We start from the raw sequence: 18,902 nt of genomic DNA on the forward strand, positions 1-18,902 counted from the left end.
TCGCTTCGTACACGGCTCACCCAGTGGGGCCGTGTATTGCTGCATTGACGGGCGTAACGCGAGCACTCGAGCCAAGGGCCGTTCGCATCGACCGCGTTCCGCCCCGGCGGAACGCCCTGCTCGTGACGGAGCTCGCGCACCAGCGCGGGCTCTCTTTCACGTGTGGGCTCGGTGACACCACCGCACGCCGCCTACGAATACCGGAGCCGAACGGCTCTGAAGAACACGAGGGAGTGATCGAGATGAGCGAGACCCAGGTGACCTGGCTGACCCAGGAGTCGCACGACAGGCTCAAGGGCGAACTCGACCAGCTCATCGCCAACCGACCCGTCATCGCCGCGGAGATCAACGAGCGACGGGAAGAGGGCGACCTCAAGGAGAACGGTGGATACCACGCCGCCCGCGAGGAGCAGGGCCAGCAGGAGGCGCGTATCCGCCAGCTGCAGGAGCTGCTGAACAACGCCAAGGTCGGCGAGGCTCCCACCCAGTCGGGCGTCGCGCTCCCCGGGTCGGTCGTCAAGGTCTACTACGACGGTGACGAGTCCGATTCCGAGACGTTCCTCATCGCCACGCGTGAGGAGGGCGCACGGGACGGCAAGCTCGAGGTCTACTCCCCCAACTCGCCCCTCGGCGGCGCATTGATCGACGCCAAGGTCGGCGACACGCGCGAGTACTCGCTGCCCAACGGCAAGACCATGAAGGTCACGCTCGCGAGCGCGGAGCCGTACCACAACTGATCTCGCACGACGCATGTCGTTCGGCCCCGCACGTTCGCGTACGGGGCCGAACTGCGTTTCCCATCCGTGTGGCCGCCGGGCTCGAAGCCCTGGTGTAACAGGCACGCGCTCGCCGAGCGATGAACGCCATGGAGGTGCCACCAGATGAGTCTCGCCACGAAGGCATTCGCAGGGTTCGACATCGACGACCGCCACGTGCGGGTGGTCGTCACCGACGCGGCCGTGATCACCGATGCGGCAGCCGCGGCGCGCACCGCCCTGGACACGTGGCTCGACATCGTCTCGCTCACCCGTGCGGACTCCGAACTGCAGCGACTGAACCGCTCCTTCGGCCGGACCGTGCGCGTCTCCCCTGCTCTGGCGGACCAGGTGCGACACGCCCTCGCCGCCGCGGACCTGACGGCCGGCGCCGTCGATCCGCTCCGCAGCTCGGGCACGGACACTCACGAGGCCATCGAGGTCGACGGTCTCGGCGTGCGCCTTCCCGGCTGGGCCACAGTCGATCTGGACGCGACAGCGCTCGCCGTGGTCGTGGAGCGCATCGCCGCGACGATCGCACGCCGCTTCGCCTGCGGGGCACTGGTGTCGGTGTCGGGTGCGAACTCGACCGACACCGACATTGCCGTCGCCGGGCCGGAACCCGTTCGTGGATGGCAGATCTCGGTGATCGACGGCTCGGCGGAACGCCTCGTTCCGATCGCCTCGGGAACCACGATGGTGACCACCACGGGCACCACCACGGCCACGGTGGCCGCGTCCTCCCCCGTGGTGGCAGCCGCGCTGTCGCGCGCCGCGGCAGCGGGCGCCGACGCGCTGGTCGATCGCGCCGCCGACCACGCCTCCGCTGCGGTCTTCATCGCCGCCTGATCACTCCTGAACTGTCCGATCACTCCTGAACTTCGGCCTCGTATCCGGCGGCCGCGAGACCCGACAGCACGGCGGCGCGGTGATCCGGGCCCCGGGTCTCCAGGGTCATCATGATCTCGACCTCGTCCATCGCGAGCCGCCCTGCCGTGCGCGCGTGCACCACGTCGACCACACTCGCGGCCGTGTCGCGTGCCACGCCGAGCACCCCCACCAGGCCACCCGGGCGGTCGGGGATGACGATGCGCACCGTCAGATAGCGACCCGCCGCTCGCAACCCGTGCGCGACGACGTGTGTCAGCAGGAGCGGATCGATGTTGCCGCCGGACAGGACAGCGACGATCGGGCCGTCACCGTGGAACTGTTCGGGATGGTCCATGAGCGCAGCGACGGCTGCCGCTCCGGCGGCTTCGACGATGAGTTTGGCGCGCTCCATACACAGCAGCAGTGCCCGCGACAGCGCATCCTCGCTGACGGTGATCACGCGGTCCACCATTTCGGTGACGTGCGCGAAGGGGACCGCCCCGGGACGCCCCACGGCGATACCGTCGGCCATCGTCGACATCCGTTCGGCAGAGATCGGCATACCGGCCTCGAGCGATCCGGGCCACGCGGCTGCCTGTTCCGCCTGCACCCCGACGATGCGAATGTCCTTGCCGCTCAACGCGACGGCAGCGGCGATGCCGGCGACGAGACCGCCGCCGCCGGTCGGCACCACGATGGTGCCCACATCGGGCATCTGGTCGAGAATCTCGACGCCGACCGTGGCCTGGCCAGCGACCACGTCGATGTGATCGAACGGGTGGATCAGCACGGCGCCGGTCTCGTCGGCGAAGGCCATGGCCGCCAGGAGAGCCTCGTCGATGGTGGTGCCCACCTGGTGAATGGTGGCCCCGTACGCCTTGGTGGCCACCAACTTCGGCAGCGGCGCACCGTTCGGCATGAACACCGTCGACGCGGCCCCGAGTTCCGACGCCGCCCACGCGACGCCCTGCGCGTGATTGCCGGCACTGGCCGCGACCACCCCACGAGCGCGCTCCTCGTCGGTCAGACCCGCGATCCGGTTGTACGCACCCCGCGGCTTGAACGATCCGGTGCGCTGCAGGTTCTCGCACTTGAGCCACACCTGGCGGTCGGTGCGATCGGACAGGACACGGGACGCCACGAGGGGTGTGCGGCGCATGACCGGGGCTAGCAGCGCGGTGGCGCGGTCCAGCCGGTCGGCGGTGAGGAGATCCATGGCTGGAACCCTAAACCCGAATGCTCCTAGGCGAGCGCCTGTTCGATGTCGCCCACCAGGTCGGCGGCGTCCTCGATGCCGACGGACAGGCGCACCAGGTCGTCCGGCACCTCGAGCAGCGAGCCGGCGGTGGAGGCGTGGGTCATGGCGCCGGGATGCTCGATCAACGACTCGACGCCGCCCAACGACTCGGCGAGAGTGAAGATCTCGGTGCGCGCGCAGAGGTCCAGCGCCGCCTGGCGGCCACCCTTCAGACGGACCGACACCATGCCGCCGAACCGACGCATCTGCTTGGCGGCGACGGCGTGGGACGGGTGGCTCTCGGATCCCGGGTAGATGACCGAGGAGACGGCGGGGTGACCCGTCAGCAGCTCGACGATCTTCTCGGCGTTGTCGCTGTGCCGCTCCATGCGCAGGGCGAGCGTCTTGATGCCGCGCAGTGTCAGGAACGCGTCGAACGGTCCGGGAACACCGCCGGCGCCGTTCTGCAGGAAGGCGAACGACGCGTCCAGTTCCTCGTCGTTGCACACGAGGGCGCCGCCGACGACGTCGGAGTGTCCACCGATGTACTTGGTCGTCGAGTGCAGCACCACGTCAGCGCCGAGCGTGAGGGGCTGCTGCAGGTACGGCGACGCGAACGTGTTGTCGACGACGATCTTCGCGCCCGCCTCGTGTGCGACGCCCGACAGAGCCTCGATGTCGCCGACGTTGAGCAGCGGATTGGTGGGCGTCTCGACCCAGACCAGCTTCGTGTTGGGGCGAATGGCCTCGCGCACGGCGTCGACGTCCGACACCGCGGCCACCGAGTACTCGATGCCCCACTGGGTGAACACCTTGTCGATGAGCCGGAAGGTGCCGCCGTACGCGTCGTTCGGGATCACGAGGTGGTCGCCCGGGCGCAGCGACGCCCGCAGGAGGGCGTCCGTCGCGGCCATGCCCGAGGAGAACGCGCGACCGTAGTGGCCGTTCTCGAGGGCTGCCAGGTTGGCCTCGAGCGGACGCCGGGTCGGGTTGCCGGTGCGGGCGTACTCGAACCCGCTGCGCATACCACCCACGCCGTCCTGGGCGAAGGTGGAGCTCGCGTAGATCGGGACGTTGACCGCACCGGTCAGCGGGTCGGGCTCGTACCCGGCGTGCACCGCGCGAGTGGAGAACCCCTGCCAGGACGTCGTGTCGGACTTGCTGCGCTGCTCACTCATGCGCACCAGCCTAACGAGCGGGCAGGCCGGAGGCCGGTCGGGATAGGTCAGTAGTTCCGTGTGTCAGGACGCGGTGGTGACGAATCCGAGGAGATCGTGGCGGGTGATGACGCCGACCGGCTTGCCGTCGTCGACGACCATGACGGCGTCGGTGTCGCCGAGCGTCTTCGTCGCGGCCGAGACCGGCTCACCGGCGCCGATGAGCGGGAACGGCGCACTCATGTGCGTCTTCACGGCGTCGGACAGGTTCGCCCGGCCCTCGAACACGGCACTGAGCAGATCGCGCTCGCTGACACTGCCCGCGACCTCGCCCGCCATGACCGGCGGCTCGGCGCCGACGACCGGCATCTGGGAGACGCCGTACTCGCGCAGGATCTCGATGGCGTCGCGCAGCGTCTCGGACGGGTGCGTGTGCACGAGGTCGGGCAGTGCGCCGGACTTGCCGCGCAGCACGTCACCGACGGTGGGCTCGGCGGTGCCGCCGTCGAGCCGGGTGCGCAGGAAGCCGTAGGAGCTCATCCACTTGTCGTTGAAGATCTTGCCGAGGTAGCCGCGACCACCGTCGGGCAGCAGGACGACGACGAGGGCGTCCGGGCCCTCGCGCTCGGCCACCTGCAGCGCGGCGACCATGGCCATACCGCAGGATCCGCCGACCAGCAGGCCCTCCTCGCGGGCCAGGCGACGCGTCATCTCGAACGAGTCGGCGTCGGACACGGCGATGATCTCGTCCGGGATCGACGGGTCGTACGCGCTGGGCCAGAAGTCCTCGCCCACGCCCTCGACGAGGTACGGCCGGCCGGTCCCGCCCGAGTAGACGGAACCCTCGGGATCGGCACCGATGATCTTCACCGCACCGCCCGACATCTCCTTGAGGTAGCGACCGGTTCCGGTGATGGTGCCGCCGGTACCGACGCCGGCGACGAAGTGCGTGATCTTGCCGTCCGTGTCGTTCCAGATCTCGGGTCCGGTGGTCTCGTAGTGGCTCTGCGGACCACCCGGATTGGCGTACTGGTTGGGCTTCCAGGCACCGTCGATCTCGCGCACGAGGCGGTCCGAGACGCTGTAGTAGCTGTCCGGATCCTCGGGGGCGACAGCGGTGGGGCACACGACGACCTGCGCGCCGTAGGCACGTAGGACGTTGCGCTTGTCCTCGCCGACCTTGTCGGGGCACACGAAGACGCACTTGTAGCCGCGCTGCTGTGCGACGAGGGCCAGGCCGACTCCGGTGTTGCCGGAGGTGGGCTCGACGATGGTGCCGCCGGGCTTCAGTTCACCGGACGCCTCGGCCGCCTCGATCATCTTGACGGCGATGCGGTCCTTCGAACTGCCACCGGGATTGAGGTACTCCACCTTGGCGGCGAGGAGTGCGGACCCGGGGGCGACGACGGTGTTCAGCTTCACTAGCGGGGTGTTGCCGATGAGGTCGACGACGCTGTTTGCAATGCGCATGCGTCCATCCTCCCAGATGTCCGGCCGGACACCCACCGAGCCTCGTCGCGCTGCGGCGATCGCACTGCACGGCACCACCGTCGGCGCACCTAGAATCGGACAGGTGAACGGAGGTGCGATGCAGCAGGGCGGCTCGGGTCGCGGTGGGTGGCGACAGGCAGCGGTGGCGGGAGCCGCCACCGTCGTCGCGGGATCCGGCGCGGGAACGCTGTCCTGGGCCGCGTACCGGCACCTGCTGGCGCAGGCGGCCGCTGCCCGGACCGTGATCGGCCGCAGCACGGACCGGCCGCCCGAGGCCGACGGTGTGTACGCCCCGGGTGCGCGCGTCCCGCAGCGGTGGCGCCCCGGCGTGCAGTCCGACCTGCACCTGATGATCTTCGGCGACTCGACGGCGGCCGGCATGGGCTGCGTCGTCGCGGACGAGGTGCCGGGCGTGCTGATCGCGCGGGGGCTCGCCGACGAGAGCGGGAAGCGGATCCGGTTGAGCACCAAGGCCATTCCCGGCGCGACATCCAAGGGACTCGAGGGTCAGGTCGATGCGATGCTGGTCGCCCACCACGACCGGCCCGACGCTGCGGTCGTCTTCATCGGCGCCAACGACGTCACCAAGAAGCATGCGGTGGCGGCCTCGGCCGAGCGCCTGCGTACCGCGGTGCGTCGCCTGCGGGCGGAGGGCACCGTCGTGGTCGTCGGAACGTGCCCGGATCTCGGTGTCGTCACCGCCATCCCGCAGCCGCTCCGCGCTGTCGTGCGGACGTGGGGCCACCGACTCGCGCGGGCTCAGACGTCGGCGACGCTCGCCGCCGGCGGCCACCCCGTCGCGCTGGCGGATCTGCTCGCCCCGGAGTTCCTCGCGGCACCGGAGCGGATGTTCTCGGCCGACCGTTTCCATCCGTCCGCGGCCGGATACGAACTCGCTGCCCAGCAGATCCTGCCCGTGCTGGCGGCCGCGCTGGGCGAATGGGCGGGCGGCCCCCTGCCGACGCTGCCCACGGTGTCGGACGTCGCCGAGCAGCGTCGCCTCGTCTCCCGCCTCACCGCCTCGGCCAACCGCCACGTGTCGCGGCTACGGCCGCGAGACGCCCTGCAGTGACCGGGGGCAGACCGGACGAGAGTTACCCTCCAGTCATATCGTCGCCAACCCCAGGAGTCCTCCCATGCCAGAAGCAGTGATCGTGTCCGTGGCCCGTTCGCCCATCGGGCGCGCGATGAAGGGGTCGCTCGTCAGCATGCGTCCCGACGACCTCGCAGCGCAGATGGTCAAGGCAGCCCTCGACAAGGTGCCCGCCCTCGACCCCACCATGATCGACGACCTCCTCATGGGCTGCGGCCTCCCCGGCGGCGAGCAGGGCTTCAACATCGGCCGCAACGTCGCCATCCAGCTCGGCTACGACTTCCTCCCCGGCACCACCATCACCCGCTACTGCTCCTCCTCGCTGCAGACCACCCGCATGGCCCTGCACGCCATCAAGGCCGGCGAGGGCGACGTGTTCATCTCCGCCGGCGTCGAGACCGTCTCCCGCTTCGTCAAGGGCAACTCCGACTCGTACCCGGACACCCAGAACCCCATCTACGCCGACGCGCAGGCCCGCACCGAGAAGATCGCCGAGGGTGGCCAGACCTGGTCCGACCCCCGCGAGAACGGCAACCTCCCCGACGCGTACATCGCGATGGGCCAGACCGCAGAGAACGTCGCCCAGCTCACCGGCATCAGCCGTGAGGAGCAGGACCACTGGGGCGTCCGCAGCCAGAACCGCGCCGAGGAAGCCATCGCCAAGGGACACTTCGAGAACGAGATCACCCCGGTCACGCTGCCCGACGGCACCGTCGTCAGCACCGACGACGGCCCCCGCGCCGGCACCACCTACGAGAAGATCTCGCAGCTCAAGCCGGTCTTCCGCCCGGACGGCACCATCACCGCCGGCAACGCCTGCCCGCTGAACGACGGCGCCGCGGCACTGGTGATCATGTCCGACACCAAGGCCAAGGAGCTCGGGCTGACCCCGCTCGCCCGCGTCGTGTCCACCGGCGTCTCGGGCCTCTCGCCCGAGATCATGGGCCTCGGCCCCATCGAGGCCTCGAAGAAGGCGCTCGCGCTCGCCGGCAAGACCATCGACGACATCGACCTGGTCGAGATCAACGAAGCCTTCGCCGTCCAGGTGATCGGCTCCGCACGGGAATTGAAGATCGACGAGGACAAGCTCAACGTCTCCGGCGGCGCCATCGCCCTCGGACACCCCTTCGGCATGACCGGTGCCCGCATCACCGCGACCCTGCTCAACAACCTGCGCGCCCACGACAAGCAGTTCGGTCTCGAGACCATGTGCGTCGGCGGCGGACAGGGCATGGCCATGGTGCTCGAGCGCCTCAGCTGAGTCGGTCTCGTACAGCAGACAGCCCCCGCCCTCCGAGAGGAGGACGGGGGCTGTCGGCTGTGACGACTACCGCTGGAACTAGTCGTTGTTGAAGTAGCTCAGCAGTCGCAGGATCTCGACGTACAGCCAGACCAGGGTGATGGTCAGACCGAGCGCGACGCCCCAGGCAGCCTTCTCCGGTGCCTGGGCACGGATCAGCTGGTCGGCCTGGTCGAAGTCCAGCAGGAAGCTGAACGCTGCGAGGCCGATGCAGACGAGGCTGAAGATGATGGCGATCGGTCCGCCGTCGCGCAGACCGAAACCGCCGTCCATGAAGAAGCTGGCGATCAGGTTGCCGAGCATCAGTACGACCACGCCGATGAGGGCGCCGACGATCATGCGGGTCAAGCGAGGAGTCACGCGGATCGCGCCGGTCTTGTAGACGATCAGCATGCCGAAGAACACGCCGAACGTACCGAGCACAGCCTGCACGATGAGCGAGCTGCCGTTGCTCACGCCGAACATCGGACCGGTGAAGAGGAGCGACAGGGCACCGAGGAACACGCCCTCGAAGGCCGCGTACGCGAGCACCAGGGGCGCGCTGTCCATCTTGCGGCCGAACGTCGCCACGAGGACGAGGACGAAGCCGATGAGTCCGCCGCCGATGACGAACATCGGGGCCAGGCCGGGGTTGTTGCTCGCGAGCACGTAGGACGCGATGGCGAACACCGTCAGGACACCGAGGGTGGTGGCCGTCTTGGTGACGACGTCGTCGATCGTCATCGCACGCTGCTGCGGACCGGTCTGGTACGGCTGCGGCTGTCCCTGCGGGGAGCCGTACTGCTGGGTGACCGCACCGGCACCGGCGGCGGCCGAACCGAAGGAGGCATATCCGCCTCCCGCCTGCTTGGGCAGATTGCGGAACACCGGGTTGCTGGAAGTGCGCACCGTGTCTCATCCCTTTCGTGTGGTGGAGCCTGTGTATCTCTCAACGTTCGGATGCGACGGAAAAGTTCCCATCGGACAAAACGGACTGTACTGGGCGGACGTCGCCGTTCCCCCAGCGCAGTACCGCATCAGTACACACGGTCGGCGCACGTTTGTCCGCTCACGTTTGTCGCTCGGGCGATCCGGGCACCTTCTCCCTCATGAGCATCGAAGACGGACCCGGAGACACGCTGGACCAGAGTGAGAGTCTCGACTCGGACGAGATCCGAGGCACGGACGACGTCGACGACGTGGTCACCCCGCCGGACTCGTGGACCGAGGCCGACAAGTTCGGCACCACCGAGCGCGAGGCACGGGAGGGTGAGAGCCTCGACCAGAAGCTGGCCGAGGAAGTCCCCGACGTCCCGCTCGAGGAGGAGCTCGACGTTCCGGTCGCGGCGACACCCGACGACGATCTGACCGAGGAGCTCGTCGACCGCATCATCGACAGCGACGACGAGAACGACTACATCGCGGACGCCACGGAGGACGACGGCACCGACGGCGCCGCCGTGAAGGACGCGGACGTGGTGGACGGAGTCGTGGTGGAGAACTCCGCGACGCACCGCGGCCAGATCGACGGTACCCCCGAGGACGCGGGCTCCTACTTCGACTGAGTCACGTCCGCCTGACTTGTGCGGCCGACACATTCACCGTCACCTGATCGACCGGGTGACGGTGAATTTGTCGTTGCGGCCCATCACCTCCGTCGGCCCGACCATGCGCGCGAGCATGGAGCGGAACCGCAGGTGTGAGTTGTGCACCGCCCACAGTTCGCCGCCGGGGCGCAGGACGGTCCGCGCGGCCGCGAACAGTTTCTCCGCTCCCCCGGTGTGCACGGCCGCGTTCTCGTGGAACGGTGGATTGCACAGGATCAGGTCGGCGCTCGCGGGCGCCTCCGACGCCATGGCGTCGTCCCGACGCGCCGTGACCCGCACGCCGGACGCCTCCGCCGTGGCCGCCGCCGAGGCCACCGCCGCGGCCGAGCGGTCTGTGGCGACCACCTCCGCGTCCGGCCGCAGGCGCGCGGCGAGGACCGCGAGAATGCCGGTCCCGCACCCCAGATCGACGATGCGGCGCGCGTCGGGCGACATCCGGTCGAGGAACGTGCACAGGTACCGGGTGCCGATGTCCAGCCGGTCCCCGGAGAAGACGGCACCGTGGGCGACCACGGTGAGGTCCAGATCGGCGAGGACGGTCGACACGGGGTACGTCGCGCTCTCGCGAGGCAGCGGCCCGGTCGCCACCAACCCGCGGGACTTCTGCGCCGCGCGGGTGGCCGCCACGTCGGTGAAGTTCGCGGCGAGCACGTCGTTCATCGACCGACTCATGTGTTTGAGTCGACCCGCCGAGATGACGCGGACCGACGGATCCGCCCAGCGGGCAACGGCTTCGGCGATCTCGGTGAGCTCGGCGAGGGCGCGGGGAAGCTGCAGCAGCACCACGGTCGCACCGTCGAGCAACTCTCGATCCAACGCGTGGTTCGTGTAGACGTCGCCGAGGCCGAGCGCGCCGGCGTTGCGGGCCAGCGCGAGCTCGGAGGTGAGGGGATCCTGGTGCACGCGAATGCCGGTGAGGCCGTGCGCGGCGGCGGTCCCGAGGGTCAGCGCGCCGTACCGGTCGCCGATCACCGCGACCGACCCGGGCTCGGCGGTGGAGGTCGACTCCGCGGCCTCGGCCAGGATCAACCGGTCGGAGGCGTCGACGGCGTGGAGATTGGGCGCCTCGACATCGGGTGAGCGACGGAGCGCGCCGAGAACATGGTCCGGATCCTGCATCGTCGCAGTCTCTCACTCCCACCGAACCTTGCTTGAATCCCGACGTCAGCGGGCATCATCGACCCATGGGACTCACAGTGGCAGTGACCGGTCCGACCGGCGAGATCGGCATGTCGGCGGTGGACGCGCTCGAGCGCGATCCGGCCGTGGACCGCATCCTCGGCATGGCGCGACGACCGTTCGACGTGGACGAGCACGGCTGGACCAAGACGGAGTACCGGCAGGGCGACATACTCGATCGTGAGGCGGTGGACGCCTTCGTCGCCGAGGCGGATGTCGTGGTGCACCTCGCCTTCCTCATCATGGGATCGCGTGCCGAGAGTTCACGGATCAACCTGGCCGGGACTCGCACCGTCTTCGAGGCGACGGTGGCCGCCGCGCGGCCGACACGGCTCGTCTACACCTCGTCCGTCGCCGCGTACGGCTATCACTCGGACAACCGGGTGCCGCTGACCGAGGACACGCCGACGCGCGGATCGAAGGAGCACTACTACTCCGAGCAGAAGGCCGAACTCGAGGAGGTCCTCGACGAGGTCACCACGGGATCGGACCTCGAGGTGTACGTCCTGCGGCCCTGCATCGTCGCCGGCCCGAAAGCGCCCGCCCTGGCCGACTCCATGCCGTGGCGCTCGATCGCGGCCCAACTCCCCGCACCACTGGGGGCCGTGGTCGGCGCAGTGCGTCCGGTGTTCCCCGACCCGGGACACCCGCTGCAACTGGTGCACCACGACGACGTGGCGACGGCCATCGCGCTCGCCGCGACCACGGACGCACCTCCCGGCCCGTACAACATCGCGGGCGACGGGGTGGTGTCCCTGTCGCAGGTGGCGGCCGCGCTGGGCGCCTTCCCGGTGCGGGTGCCGTCCCTCCTCGGGTCTGCGGCGTCGGCGGTGATCCGCACCCTCCCGTTCGTCCCGTCGATGGTGGAGTGGGTGCACGTGGGACGGACGTCCGTCGTCATGGACACCTCGAAGGCCAAGCGCGACCTCGGGTGGCATCCCGCGCACAGCAGCTCCGCCACCCTGAACGCCCTCGTCGCGTCGCTGTGACACGACGGGGAGTTGCACCGGGTACGAGCACCCCACTAGCGTGACTCCGCGCACTTGAACACCGTTCAAGTGGTCCTCGCTCACGCCACGCACAGGAGTCCCGACCGTGTCCCCTCGTTTCTCGGCTCGTGACCTCGCTCAGGTCGCCGTCTTCGCGGCACTGATCGCGGCACTCGGCCTTCCCGGCTCCATCACGGTCGGCATCAGCGGTGTGCCCATCACCCTGCAGACCCTCGGCGTCATCGCCGCGGGCGCGGTTCTCGGCGCCCGCAAGGGTGCGGCCGCGGTACTAATCCTGCTCGCACTCGTCGCGATCGGCCTCCCGTTGCTCGCCGGCGGACGCGGCGGTCTCGGCGTCTTCGCGGCCCCCAGCGTCGGGTACCTCGTCGGATGGGTCGTGGGCGCCTTCGTCATCGGCGCGCTCACGCGGCTGATCGTCCCGTCCTACCCGCTGTGGGCCGGTCTGCTCGTCAACGCCGTGGGCGGCATCGCCGTCATCTACGTCTTCGGCGTCCTCGGCCTCCTGGTGCGCACCGACCTCGGCGTAGGGGCGGCCATCGCGTCCACGGGCGCCTACGTTCCCGGCGACGCGGTCAAGGTCGTCGTCGCGACCGTCGTCGCGAAGGGCGTGCACCGCGCCTACCCCGGTCTCGTCGCGCCGCGGCGTCGCGCGACCGTCGGGTCCGCCGCCTGACATGGTGCGCTCGTCCCCGCGCGACCCGATCCTGCTGGCGGGGCGGCGGACGGCGATCGGCACGGCGGGGCATGCGTTCGCCGACCTGACGGCCGCCGACCTCGCGGCACCCGTCCTCGCCGACGTCGCTCGCCAGGTGCACCATCTCGGCCGCATCGACGACGTGGTTCTGGGCAACTGCCTCGGTCCCGGCGGCGACCTCGCTCGGGTCGCCGCGCTGCAGGCCGGTCTCGGTCACCACGTTCCCGGCGTGACGGTCGACCGCCAGTGCGGCTCGGGTCTCGACGCCGTGGCCCTGGCCTCGTCCCGTGTCCGCGCGGGTGACGACGCCCTGATTCTCGCGGGGGGAGTCGAATCGGCGAGCACGGCGCCGTGGCGTTTCCACGCCCCGGTCGGCGACGGGGGTCCGCAGCGGTACACGCGCGCACCGTTCACCCCGCGCGGTCACCCCGACCCCGACATGGGCACGGCCGCGGACGATCTCGCCCGCACGCTCGGCATCGACCGGGAGCGACAGGACGCGTACGCCGAACGCTCGCACCGGCTCGCCTCGCAGACGGACTTCTCGGCGGAGATCGTGGCCGTCGCCGGGATCGATCGGGACGAGCGGGTGCGCAGCGGACTCACCACGGCGCGTCTGAGCAGGCTGCGTCCGGCGTTCTCCCCCGACGGCACCGCCACCGCGGGCAACTCGTGCGGCATCTCCGACGGCGCGGCCGTGCTCGCCGTGACGACCGCGGACCGGGCCGACGGCCCTGCCCTGCGGGTACTCGGCTGGGCCGTCGCCGGGACGGATCCCGCGCTCCCCGGACTGTCCCCCGTGCCCGCGGTCCGCGCCGTCCTCGACCGCTGCGGAGTGGACCTGTCCGACGTCGGGATCGTCGAGATCACCGAGGCCTTCGCCTCGGTGGCCCTGGCGGCCGTCGACCGGCTGGGCATCGATCCGGACATCGTGTGCCCGCACGGAGGGGCCATCGCGCTCGGACACCCGTGGGGCGCCTCCGGAGCGATTCTCCTCGTCCGGTTGGCTGAGCAGATGGCCACGACCGACTCCCCCGCTCTCGGTCTTGCGGTGTGCGCCATCGGCGGTGGTCAGGGCATCGCCATGCTCGTGGAACGAGTCGGAGCATGAGCGTGATCCGGTTCGATCACGTCTCGCACGGATACGGCGATCGGCCCGTGCTGCGCGACATCGATCTCGAGATCACCGAACACCGCGTCGGCATCGTCGGATCCAACGGCTCCGGGAAGTCGACCCTGGCCCGCATGATCAACGGTCTGGTGTCGCCGAGTTCCGGCACCGTCACCGTCGACGGTCTGAACGTCGCGCGCAAGGGTGGCCAGGTGCGACGGAAGGTCGGGTTCGTGTTCACGGACCCGGACAACCAGATCGTGATGCCGACCGTCGCCGAAGATCTGGCGTTCTCGCTGCGCCGCACCGGAGCGTCGAAGGACGAGGTGGCGGACCGCGTCGCCGACATGCTCGACCGTTTCGGGCTGGCCGGTCACGCCGATCATCCCGCGCACCTGTTGTCCGGCGGACAGAAACAGATGCTGGCGATCGGCGCAGTGCTGATCCGCCGACCCGAGGTCCTGGTGGCCGACGAACCCACCACGCTTCTCGATCTCCGCAACTCCCGCAAGGTCGGCGCGGTGTTCGACACTCTCGAGCAGCAGGTCGTCGTGGTGACACATCACCTCGATCTCCTGACGAACTTCGATCGCGTCATCGTGATCCACGACGCTCGGGTCGCCCACGACGGACGGCCCGCCGACGCCCTGCCCGCGTACGAGGCGCTGCTCGAATGATCGGCCTCTACCGACCCGGTCACTCGCTCCTGCACCGGCTTCCGGCCGGGTGGAAGCTTCTGCTGCTCATGGTCGGCGTCATCGCGGTCATCGCCCTCGTTCGCCGACCGGTCGACGTCGCGGTCGCTGCCGGCGTGGTCGCCGTTCTCTTCGGGGTCGGGGGCATCGGCCCGCGGACCGCACTCGCGCAGATCCGGCCGCTCTTCTGGATGATCGCGATCATCGCGGTGTTCCAGGTGATCATCACGACCCCGGCCCGCGCCGTGGTCGTGTGCGGGATTCTCGTCGTCACGGTGGCCGCGGCGAGTCTGGTCACCCTCACCACCCGGGTGACCGCGATGCTCGACGTGTGCGGCAAGGTCCTGGAACCGTTGCGGCGCTTCGGCGTCGACCCCGACCGCATCGGACTGCTGCTGGCACTGACGATCCGGCTCGTCCCCGTCCTCACCGGCATCGTGCACGAGGTCTCCGACGCACGGAAGGCCCGCGGACTGCAGTGGTCGATGACCGCGCTGGCGACACCCGTGGTGGTCCGCGCGCTGCGGACCGCGGATGCGCTGGGAGACAGTCTCGTCGCCCGCGGCGTGGACGACGACCGGGACGATGACGCGTGATCGCGGACTCGATCGACGAGCGCATCGGTCGTCGCGCCCGGGACCGTCCGGACTCGCTCGCGGTCGTCGCCGCGGACGGCAGTCTCACCTATCGTGAGATGTGGGATCGGTCGGGACGCGTCGCCGCACGCCTGCTCGGTGCGAAGCGAGTGGCCGTACTCCCGGCGTCCGATCTCGGTTCCGTCGTCACGGTTCTCGGCGCGATCCGTGCAGGTTGCTCGCTCGTCCTCCTGCACCGCCACCTGCTTCCCGACCACCTCGCATCGGTTCTCGAGATCGGTCGCCCCGCTGCGGTGATCGCCACGGAGCGCGGGCGGACCCGGCTGCGTCGACTCGGCGTCACCGGCACGCTCACCTCGCCCGACGACCTCGCCGCCGCGCCCGCGGTCCCCCTCCCGGCACCGGACGAGGCCGGAGAACTGCTGGCGGGGTTGACTTCCGGCACGTCGGGCACCCCCAAGCTCTTCGTCCGCTCGCGGCGGTCGTGGTCGCGCACGCTCGATCGGTCCGACGAGGAGTTCACCGTGGACCGGCACTCCCGGGTGGCCGCACCGGGCGTCCTGGACCACACCCACTTCCTCTACGGACTGGTGCACGCGCTCACGCGAGGTGCTGCCGTGGACCTACGACCCCTCGAGTCGTGGTCCTCCGCGGGAGATGTCGACCCGACGCACGTCTACACCGTGCCCACCCTCGCACACGACATCGCCGTGTCCACCCGACCCCGGCTGGCGCAGGTCCGAGAAGTGTTGTCCTCGGGTGCTTTCTGGCCGCGCTCCGGTCGCGACGCCCTGTCCGCTCGCGTTCCCGGCGCTCGGCTCGTGCACTTCTACGGCGCCTCGGAACTGTCGTTGGTGGCCGTGGACTCCTCCACCGAACCGGTTCCCGACGGCTCCGCCGGGCGGCTCGTCTCGGGTGTCCGCACGAGAACCGTGGACGGCGTCGTCAGCGTGCACAGCGACATGCTGTTCGACGGATACCTGACCCACCCCGATCACGCGGAACCGTCCGACGGGCCCGTGAACGGGTGGACGAGCGTGGGCGATCGGGGCGAGATCCGCGGCGGGTGGCTGTTTCTCGCGGGCCGCAGTTCCGACACCATCGTGCGCGGCGGCCTCAAGGTGGAGCCACTCGATGTGGAGACCGCCCTGCGGGGGTTTCCCGGCGTGCTCGACGCGGCGTGTGTGGGCGAGCCGGATCCGAGGATGGGGCACGTCCCGGTCGCGGCGATCACGGTCTCGGAGCCGGTCGACCGCACCGCTCTGCGGCGTCATCTGCGGGCGCACCTCGAGGCACCGGCGATGCCCACTCGCGTGGTCACGGTGCCCGCGCTCCCCCGCACGGCCCGCGGCAAGCTCGACCGCCCTGCCGTCCTGGCGATGATCGCGACCGGGCCTGGATCCTGACGGCTCGCTGTGCTGCGGACGTATTGTCCGAACAAACTATTGACTTCCCTTGTGATGTGGATTACACATATGTCGGGCCGCGACCGAACAGGTCACCGGCTCGATCCATTCCAGTCGTACCCAGTATGTCGCCGCGTTGTTCTCTCGTCGGCGTTCGAGAAAGAGACCGAATGACACGTCATTTCACCCGTCGGGGCACTGCTGTCGCTCTCGGCGTGGCACTGAGCGTCAGCCTGGCAGCGGGCTGCTCCAGTTCGGGCGGCGCACCGGAGTCCTCCGGTGACGGCGGCGGCAACGCCGGCACGGCCGACACCCCGCGCGCCACGATCGCGATGATCACGCACGAGGTTCCCGGTGACACGTTCTGGGACCTCATCCGCAAGGGCGCCGAGGCGGCTGCGGCCAAGGACAACATCGAGCTGCGCTACTCGGCCGATCCCGAGGCACCGAACCAGGCCAACCTGGTGCAGAGCGCCATCGACTCCGACGTCGACGGCATCGCGGTCACACTGGCCAAGCCCGACGCCATGGCACCCGCCGTCGAGGCCGCCACGGCCGCCGGCATCCCGGTCGTCGCCTTCAACTCCGGTTACGACGCGTGGAAGGACCAGGGCGTCCAGCAGTACTTCGGCCAGGACGAGACCATCGCCGGCCAGGCCGTCGGTGCGCGTCTGACCACCGAGGGTGCGAAGAAGACCCTCTGCATCATCCAGGAGCAGGGCCAGGTCGCCCTCGAATCCCGTTGCGCGGGTGTGACACAGGGCTTCACCGGCGGTTCCACCGAGATCCTGAACGTCAACAGCAAGGACATGCCGTCCGTCGAGGCCACCATCACGGCCAAGCTGCAGCAGGATCCGACCATCGACCACATCGTCGCCCTGGGCGCCCCCATCGCGCTGACCGCGGTGCAGTCCAAGGCGAACGCCAACTCCGAGGCCACGGTGGTCACCTTCGACACCAACGCCGCACTCGTCGAGGCCATCCAGAGCGGCGACGTCGCGTGGGCCGTCGATCAGCAGCCGTACCTCCAGGGCTACCTGGCCGTCGACTCGCTGTGGCTGTACCTGAACAACGGCAACACCATCGGTGGCGGCACGCCCGTTCTGACCGGCCCGGCCTTCATCGACTCGACGAACATCGACGCGATCGCCGAGTACGCCAAGGGCGGCACTCGCTAGCCTCCACGCACACGAGATCCGGTGCAGAGATCCGCGTTCACCGCGGATCTCTGCACCGGATTCGTCGTCGTGGGGTCAGGTCAGGTCATTGTTCTTCGTCTCCACCAGTGCTCGCGTGCAGATCAGACTGAGCACCGACAGGAGCGCCAGCGTGACGCCCACGGCGATGCTGCCGAACTGCGCCGTCAACGGAGCCGCCAGCAGCGGCGGGATCGCACCGCCGAGCACGCCCGCCAGGTTGTAGCCGAGACCGGCACCGGTGTAGCGGAACCGGGTCCGGAACAGCTCCGGGAGCAGCGCACCGGTGGGGCCGTAGGCGATACCGAAGATGGACAGGGTCACGCACATCGCGATCACGTACGCCGTACTCGATCCCGTGTCGAGGATCGGGAACAGGGCGAGCGACCAGGGAACGGCCGCCGCGCAGGACACCATGATGACGCGGCGCCGACCCACCCGATCCGAGAACGTTGCCGACAGCGCGATGGTGATGCCGAAGATCACCGCACCGACGATGCCGGTCCACAGCACGAACGGCCGGTCGAAGCCGAGGGTCTTCGTGCCGTAGCTCGTGAGATACGCGGTGCCCATGTAGAACAGCGAGAACAGCGACGCCAGCGCACCGGCCGCGAGCAGCACCTCGCGCTTCTGCACGTGCCACGCCTCGAGCACCGGGAGCCGGGTGGGAGCGGACGGCGTGGTCGCGGCGGCGGCCTGATCGGCCTTGAACACCGGCGTCTCCTCGATCGCGAGGCGCATGTAGAGACCGATCAGCACCAGCACGGCGCTGAAGAGGAACGGGATGCGCCACCCGTAGTTCAGGAACGTGTCGTTGGTGTCGCCGAACACGGCGCCGGTCACCAGGAACGTCGCGCTGGAGAGGATGAAGGCGGCGGCCGGACCGAGCTGCGGGAACATGCCGTAGAAGCCGCGCCGCTTCGCCGGTGCGTACTCGGCGGTCAGCAGCGTCGCTCCCGCCCATTCGCCGCCGACGGCGAACCCCTGCCCGAACCGCAGCACCACCAGGATGATCGGTGCGGCGACGCCGATGGTCGCGGCACCGGGGAGCAGCCCGATGACGAAGGTGGAGACACCCATCAACAGCAGCGTCGAGATCAGCGTCTTCTTGCGGCCGATGCGGTCGCCGAAGTGACCGAACAACACAGCTCCCGCGGGACGCGCGACGAAGGCGACAGCGAAGGTGGCGAACGAGGCGACGGTGCCGGCCGTCGATCCCAGTGCCGGGAAGAACACCGTCGGGAAGACCAGCGCGGCCGCGGTGCCGTAGATGAAGAAGTCGTAGAACTCGATGGTCGTTCCGATGCCGCTGGCGACGGCCACCTTGCGGACGCTCGTGGCGGGCGGTGCCGCGACGGGTGGTGCCGAGGTGGCGCGCGCCGTCGCGTCGTCCGGCGAAACTGTGGTCATGGTTCTCCATCCGAGGTGAGGATCGTCCGAATCGTCGGACTCGGGAGGAACGTATGTGACCTGAACCACTCCCACCACCCTCCGAAGAGGGGGGCGGGATCCGGCGGGCGGGCGGT

The 18,902-nt window shown here is 69.6% G+C and carries 18 protein-coding genes; 12 read left to right on the forward strand and 6 right to left on the reverse strand.

Annotated elements, in window-relative coordinates:
* Positions 1-242: 242 nt before the first annotated feature.
* Entirely contained in the window at positions 243-737 is a 495-nt protein-coding gene (gene greA, locus HQ312_RS07105; RefSeq protein WP_027503942.1) for a transcription elongation factor GreA, read from the forward strand.
* A 144-nt stretch (positions 738-881) separates the two neighbouring features.
* Positions 882-1,604 carry an FAD:protein FMN transferase gene (locus tag HQ312_RS07110; RefSeq protein ID WP_222638199.1) on the forward strand — a complete coding sequence of 241 codons (723 nt, stop codon included), beginning with the start codon at positions 882-884 and terminating at the stop codon, positions 1,602-1,604.
* Between the two features lie 19 nt (positions 1,605-1,623).
* Here the strand turns inward: HQ312_RS07110 and ilvA are convergent, their stop codons facing one another.
* The 3 genes from ilvA to HQ312_RS07125 all read right to left on the reverse strand — a co-directional run bounded on the left by ilvA (position 1,624) and on the right by HQ312_RS07125 (position 5,489).
* Entirely contained in the window at positions 1,624-2,841 is a 1,218-nt protein-coding gene (gene ilvA, locus HQ312_RS07115; protein WP_027503943.1) for a threonine ammonia-lyase, read from the reverse strand.
* Between the two features lie 26 nt (positions 2,842-2,867).
* The gene (locus HQ312_RS07120) at positions 2,868-4,040 is read right to left on the reverse strand and encodes a cystathionine gamma-synthase (RefSeq protein WP_056447615.1); all 1,173 of its coding nucleotides are present in this window, start codon (positions 4,038-4,040) and stop codon (positions 2,868-2,870) included.
* A 63-nt stretch (positions 4,041-4,103) separates the two neighbouring features.
* Positions 4,104-5,489 (reverse strand): cystathionine beta-synthase, encoded by a 1,386-nt coding sequence (locus HQ312_RS07125; RefSeq protein WP_027503945.1) that lies wholly within the window; start codon positions 5,487-5,489, stop codon positions 4,104-4,106.
* Positions 5,490-5,607: 118 nt separating this feature from the next.
* Here HQ312_RS07125 and HQ312_RS07130 point away from each other — a divergent pair, with 118 nt between their 5' ends.
* Both HQ312_RS07130 and HQ312_RS07135 read left to right on the forward strand, forming a co-directional pair.
* Positions 5,608-6,582, forward strand: a complete 975-nt coding sequence (locus HQ312_RS07130; protein ID WP_051613045.1) for an SGNH/GDSL hydrolase family protein — start codon at positions 5,608-5,610, stop codon at positions 6,580-6,582.
* Between the two features lie 64 nt (positions 6,583-6,646).
* Entirely contained in the window at positions 6,647-7,864 is a 1,218-nt protein-coding gene (locus tag HQ312_RS07135; RefSeq protein WP_222638200.1) for an acetyl-CoA C-acetyltransferase, read from the forward strand.
* 78 nt (positions 7,865-7,942) lie between these two features.
* Here HQ312_RS07135 and HQ312_RS07140 read toward each other — a convergent pair whose 3' ends face one another.
* Positions 7,943-8,791 carry a Bax inhibitor-1/YccA family protein gene (locus tag HQ312_RS07140; RefSeq protein ID WP_027503947.1) on the reverse strand — a complete coding sequence of 283 codons (849 nt, stop codon included), beginning with the start codon at positions 8,789-8,791 and terminating at the stop codon, positions 7,943-7,945.
* A gap of 200 nt (positions 8,792-8,991) precedes the next feature.
* Here HQ312_RS07140 and HQ312_RS07145 point away from each other — a divergent pair, with 200 nt between their 5' ends.
* A complete protein-coding gene (locus tag HQ312_RS07145; protein ID WP_222638201.1) occupies positions 8,992-9,447 on the forward strand; it encodes a hypothetical protein in 456 nt (151 codons plus the stop codon).
* Between the two features lie 39 nt (positions 9,448-9,486).
* Here HQ312_RS07145 and HQ312_RS07150 read toward each other — a convergent pair whose 3' ends face one another.
* Entirely contained in the window at positions 9,487-10,608 is a 1,122-nt protein-coding gene (locus tag HQ312_RS07150) for a class I SAM-dependent methyltransferase (RefSeq protein ID WP_222638202.1), read from the reverse strand.
* A 65-nt stretch (positions 10,609-10,673) separates the two neighbouring features.
* Between HQ312_RS07150 and HQ312_RS07155 the strand changes: the two genes are divergently transcribed.
* The 7 genes from HQ312_RS07155 to HQ312_RS07185 all read left to right on the forward strand — a co-directional run bounded on the left by HQ312_RS07155 (position 10,674) and on the right by HQ312_RS07185 (position 17,358).
* Positions 10,674-11,657: an NAD-dependent epimerase/dehydratase family protein gene (locus tag HQ312_RS07155; protein WP_222638203.1), complete on the forward strand. Its 984-nt coding sequence runs from the start codon at positions 10,674-10,676 to the stop codon at positions 11,655-11,657.
* A gap of 106 nt (positions 11,658-11,763) precedes the next feature.
* Positions 11,764-12,351 (forward strand): biotin transporter BioY, encoded by a 588-nt coding sequence (locus tag HQ312_RS07160; RefSeq protein WP_222638204.1) that lies wholly within the window; start codon positions 11,764-11,766, stop codon positions 12,349-12,351.
* Between the two features lies 1 nt (position 12,352).
* Positions 12,353-13,483, forward strand: a complete 1,131-nt coding sequence (locus HQ312_RS07165; protein WP_222638205.1) for a thiolase family protein — start codon at positions 12,353-12,355, stop codon at positions 13,481-13,483.
* Positions 13,480-14,160, forward strand: a complete 681-nt coding sequence (locus HQ312_RS07170) for an energy-coupling factor ABC transporter ATP-binding protein (RefSeq protein ID WP_027503952.1) — start codon at positions 13,480-13,482, stop codon at positions 14,158-14,160. Before HQ312_RS07165 ends, HQ312_RS07170 begins: the two co-directional genes overlap by 4 nt.
* The gene (locus HQ312_RS07175) at positions 14,157-14,774 is read left to right on the forward strand and encodes an energy-coupling factor transporter transmembrane protein EcfT (RefSeq protein WP_222638206.1); all 618 of its coding nucleotides are present in this window, start codon (positions 14,157-14,159) and stop codon (positions 14,772-14,774) included. Before HQ312_RS07170 ends, HQ312_RS07175 begins: the two co-directional genes overlap by 4 nt.
* A complete protein-coding gene (locus tag HQ312_RS07180) occupies positions 14,771-16,180 on the forward strand; it encodes an AMP-binding protein (protein WP_308119384.1) in 1,410 nt (469 codons plus the stop codon). The genes HQ312_RS07175 and HQ312_RS07180 overlap by 4 nt, the downstream gene beginning before the upstream one ends.
* 170 nt (positions 16,181-16,350) lie before the next feature.
* Positions 16,351-17,358: a substrate-binding domain-containing protein gene (locus HQ312_RS07185; RefSeq protein ID WP_027503955.1), complete on the forward strand. Its 1,008-nt coding sequence runs from the start codon at positions 16,351-16,353 to the stop codon at positions 17,356-17,358.
* Positions 17,359-17,433: 75 nt separating this feature from the next.
* On the opposite strand, the gene HQ312_RS07190 is transcribed toward HQ312_RS07185, so the two are convergent.
* Positions 17,434-18,786, reverse strand: a complete 1,353-nt coding sequence (locus HQ312_RS07190) for an MFS transporter (RefSeq protein WP_222638207.1) — start codon at positions 18,784-18,786, stop codon at positions 17,434-17,436.
* Positions 18,787-18,902 lie beyond the last annotated feature (116 nt).

The sequence above is a fragment of the Rhodococcus sp. BP-316 genome (assembly GCF_019836105.1).
Lineage (GTDB): Bacteria > Actinomycetota > Actinomycetes > Mycobacteriales > Mycobacteriaceae > Rhodococcoides.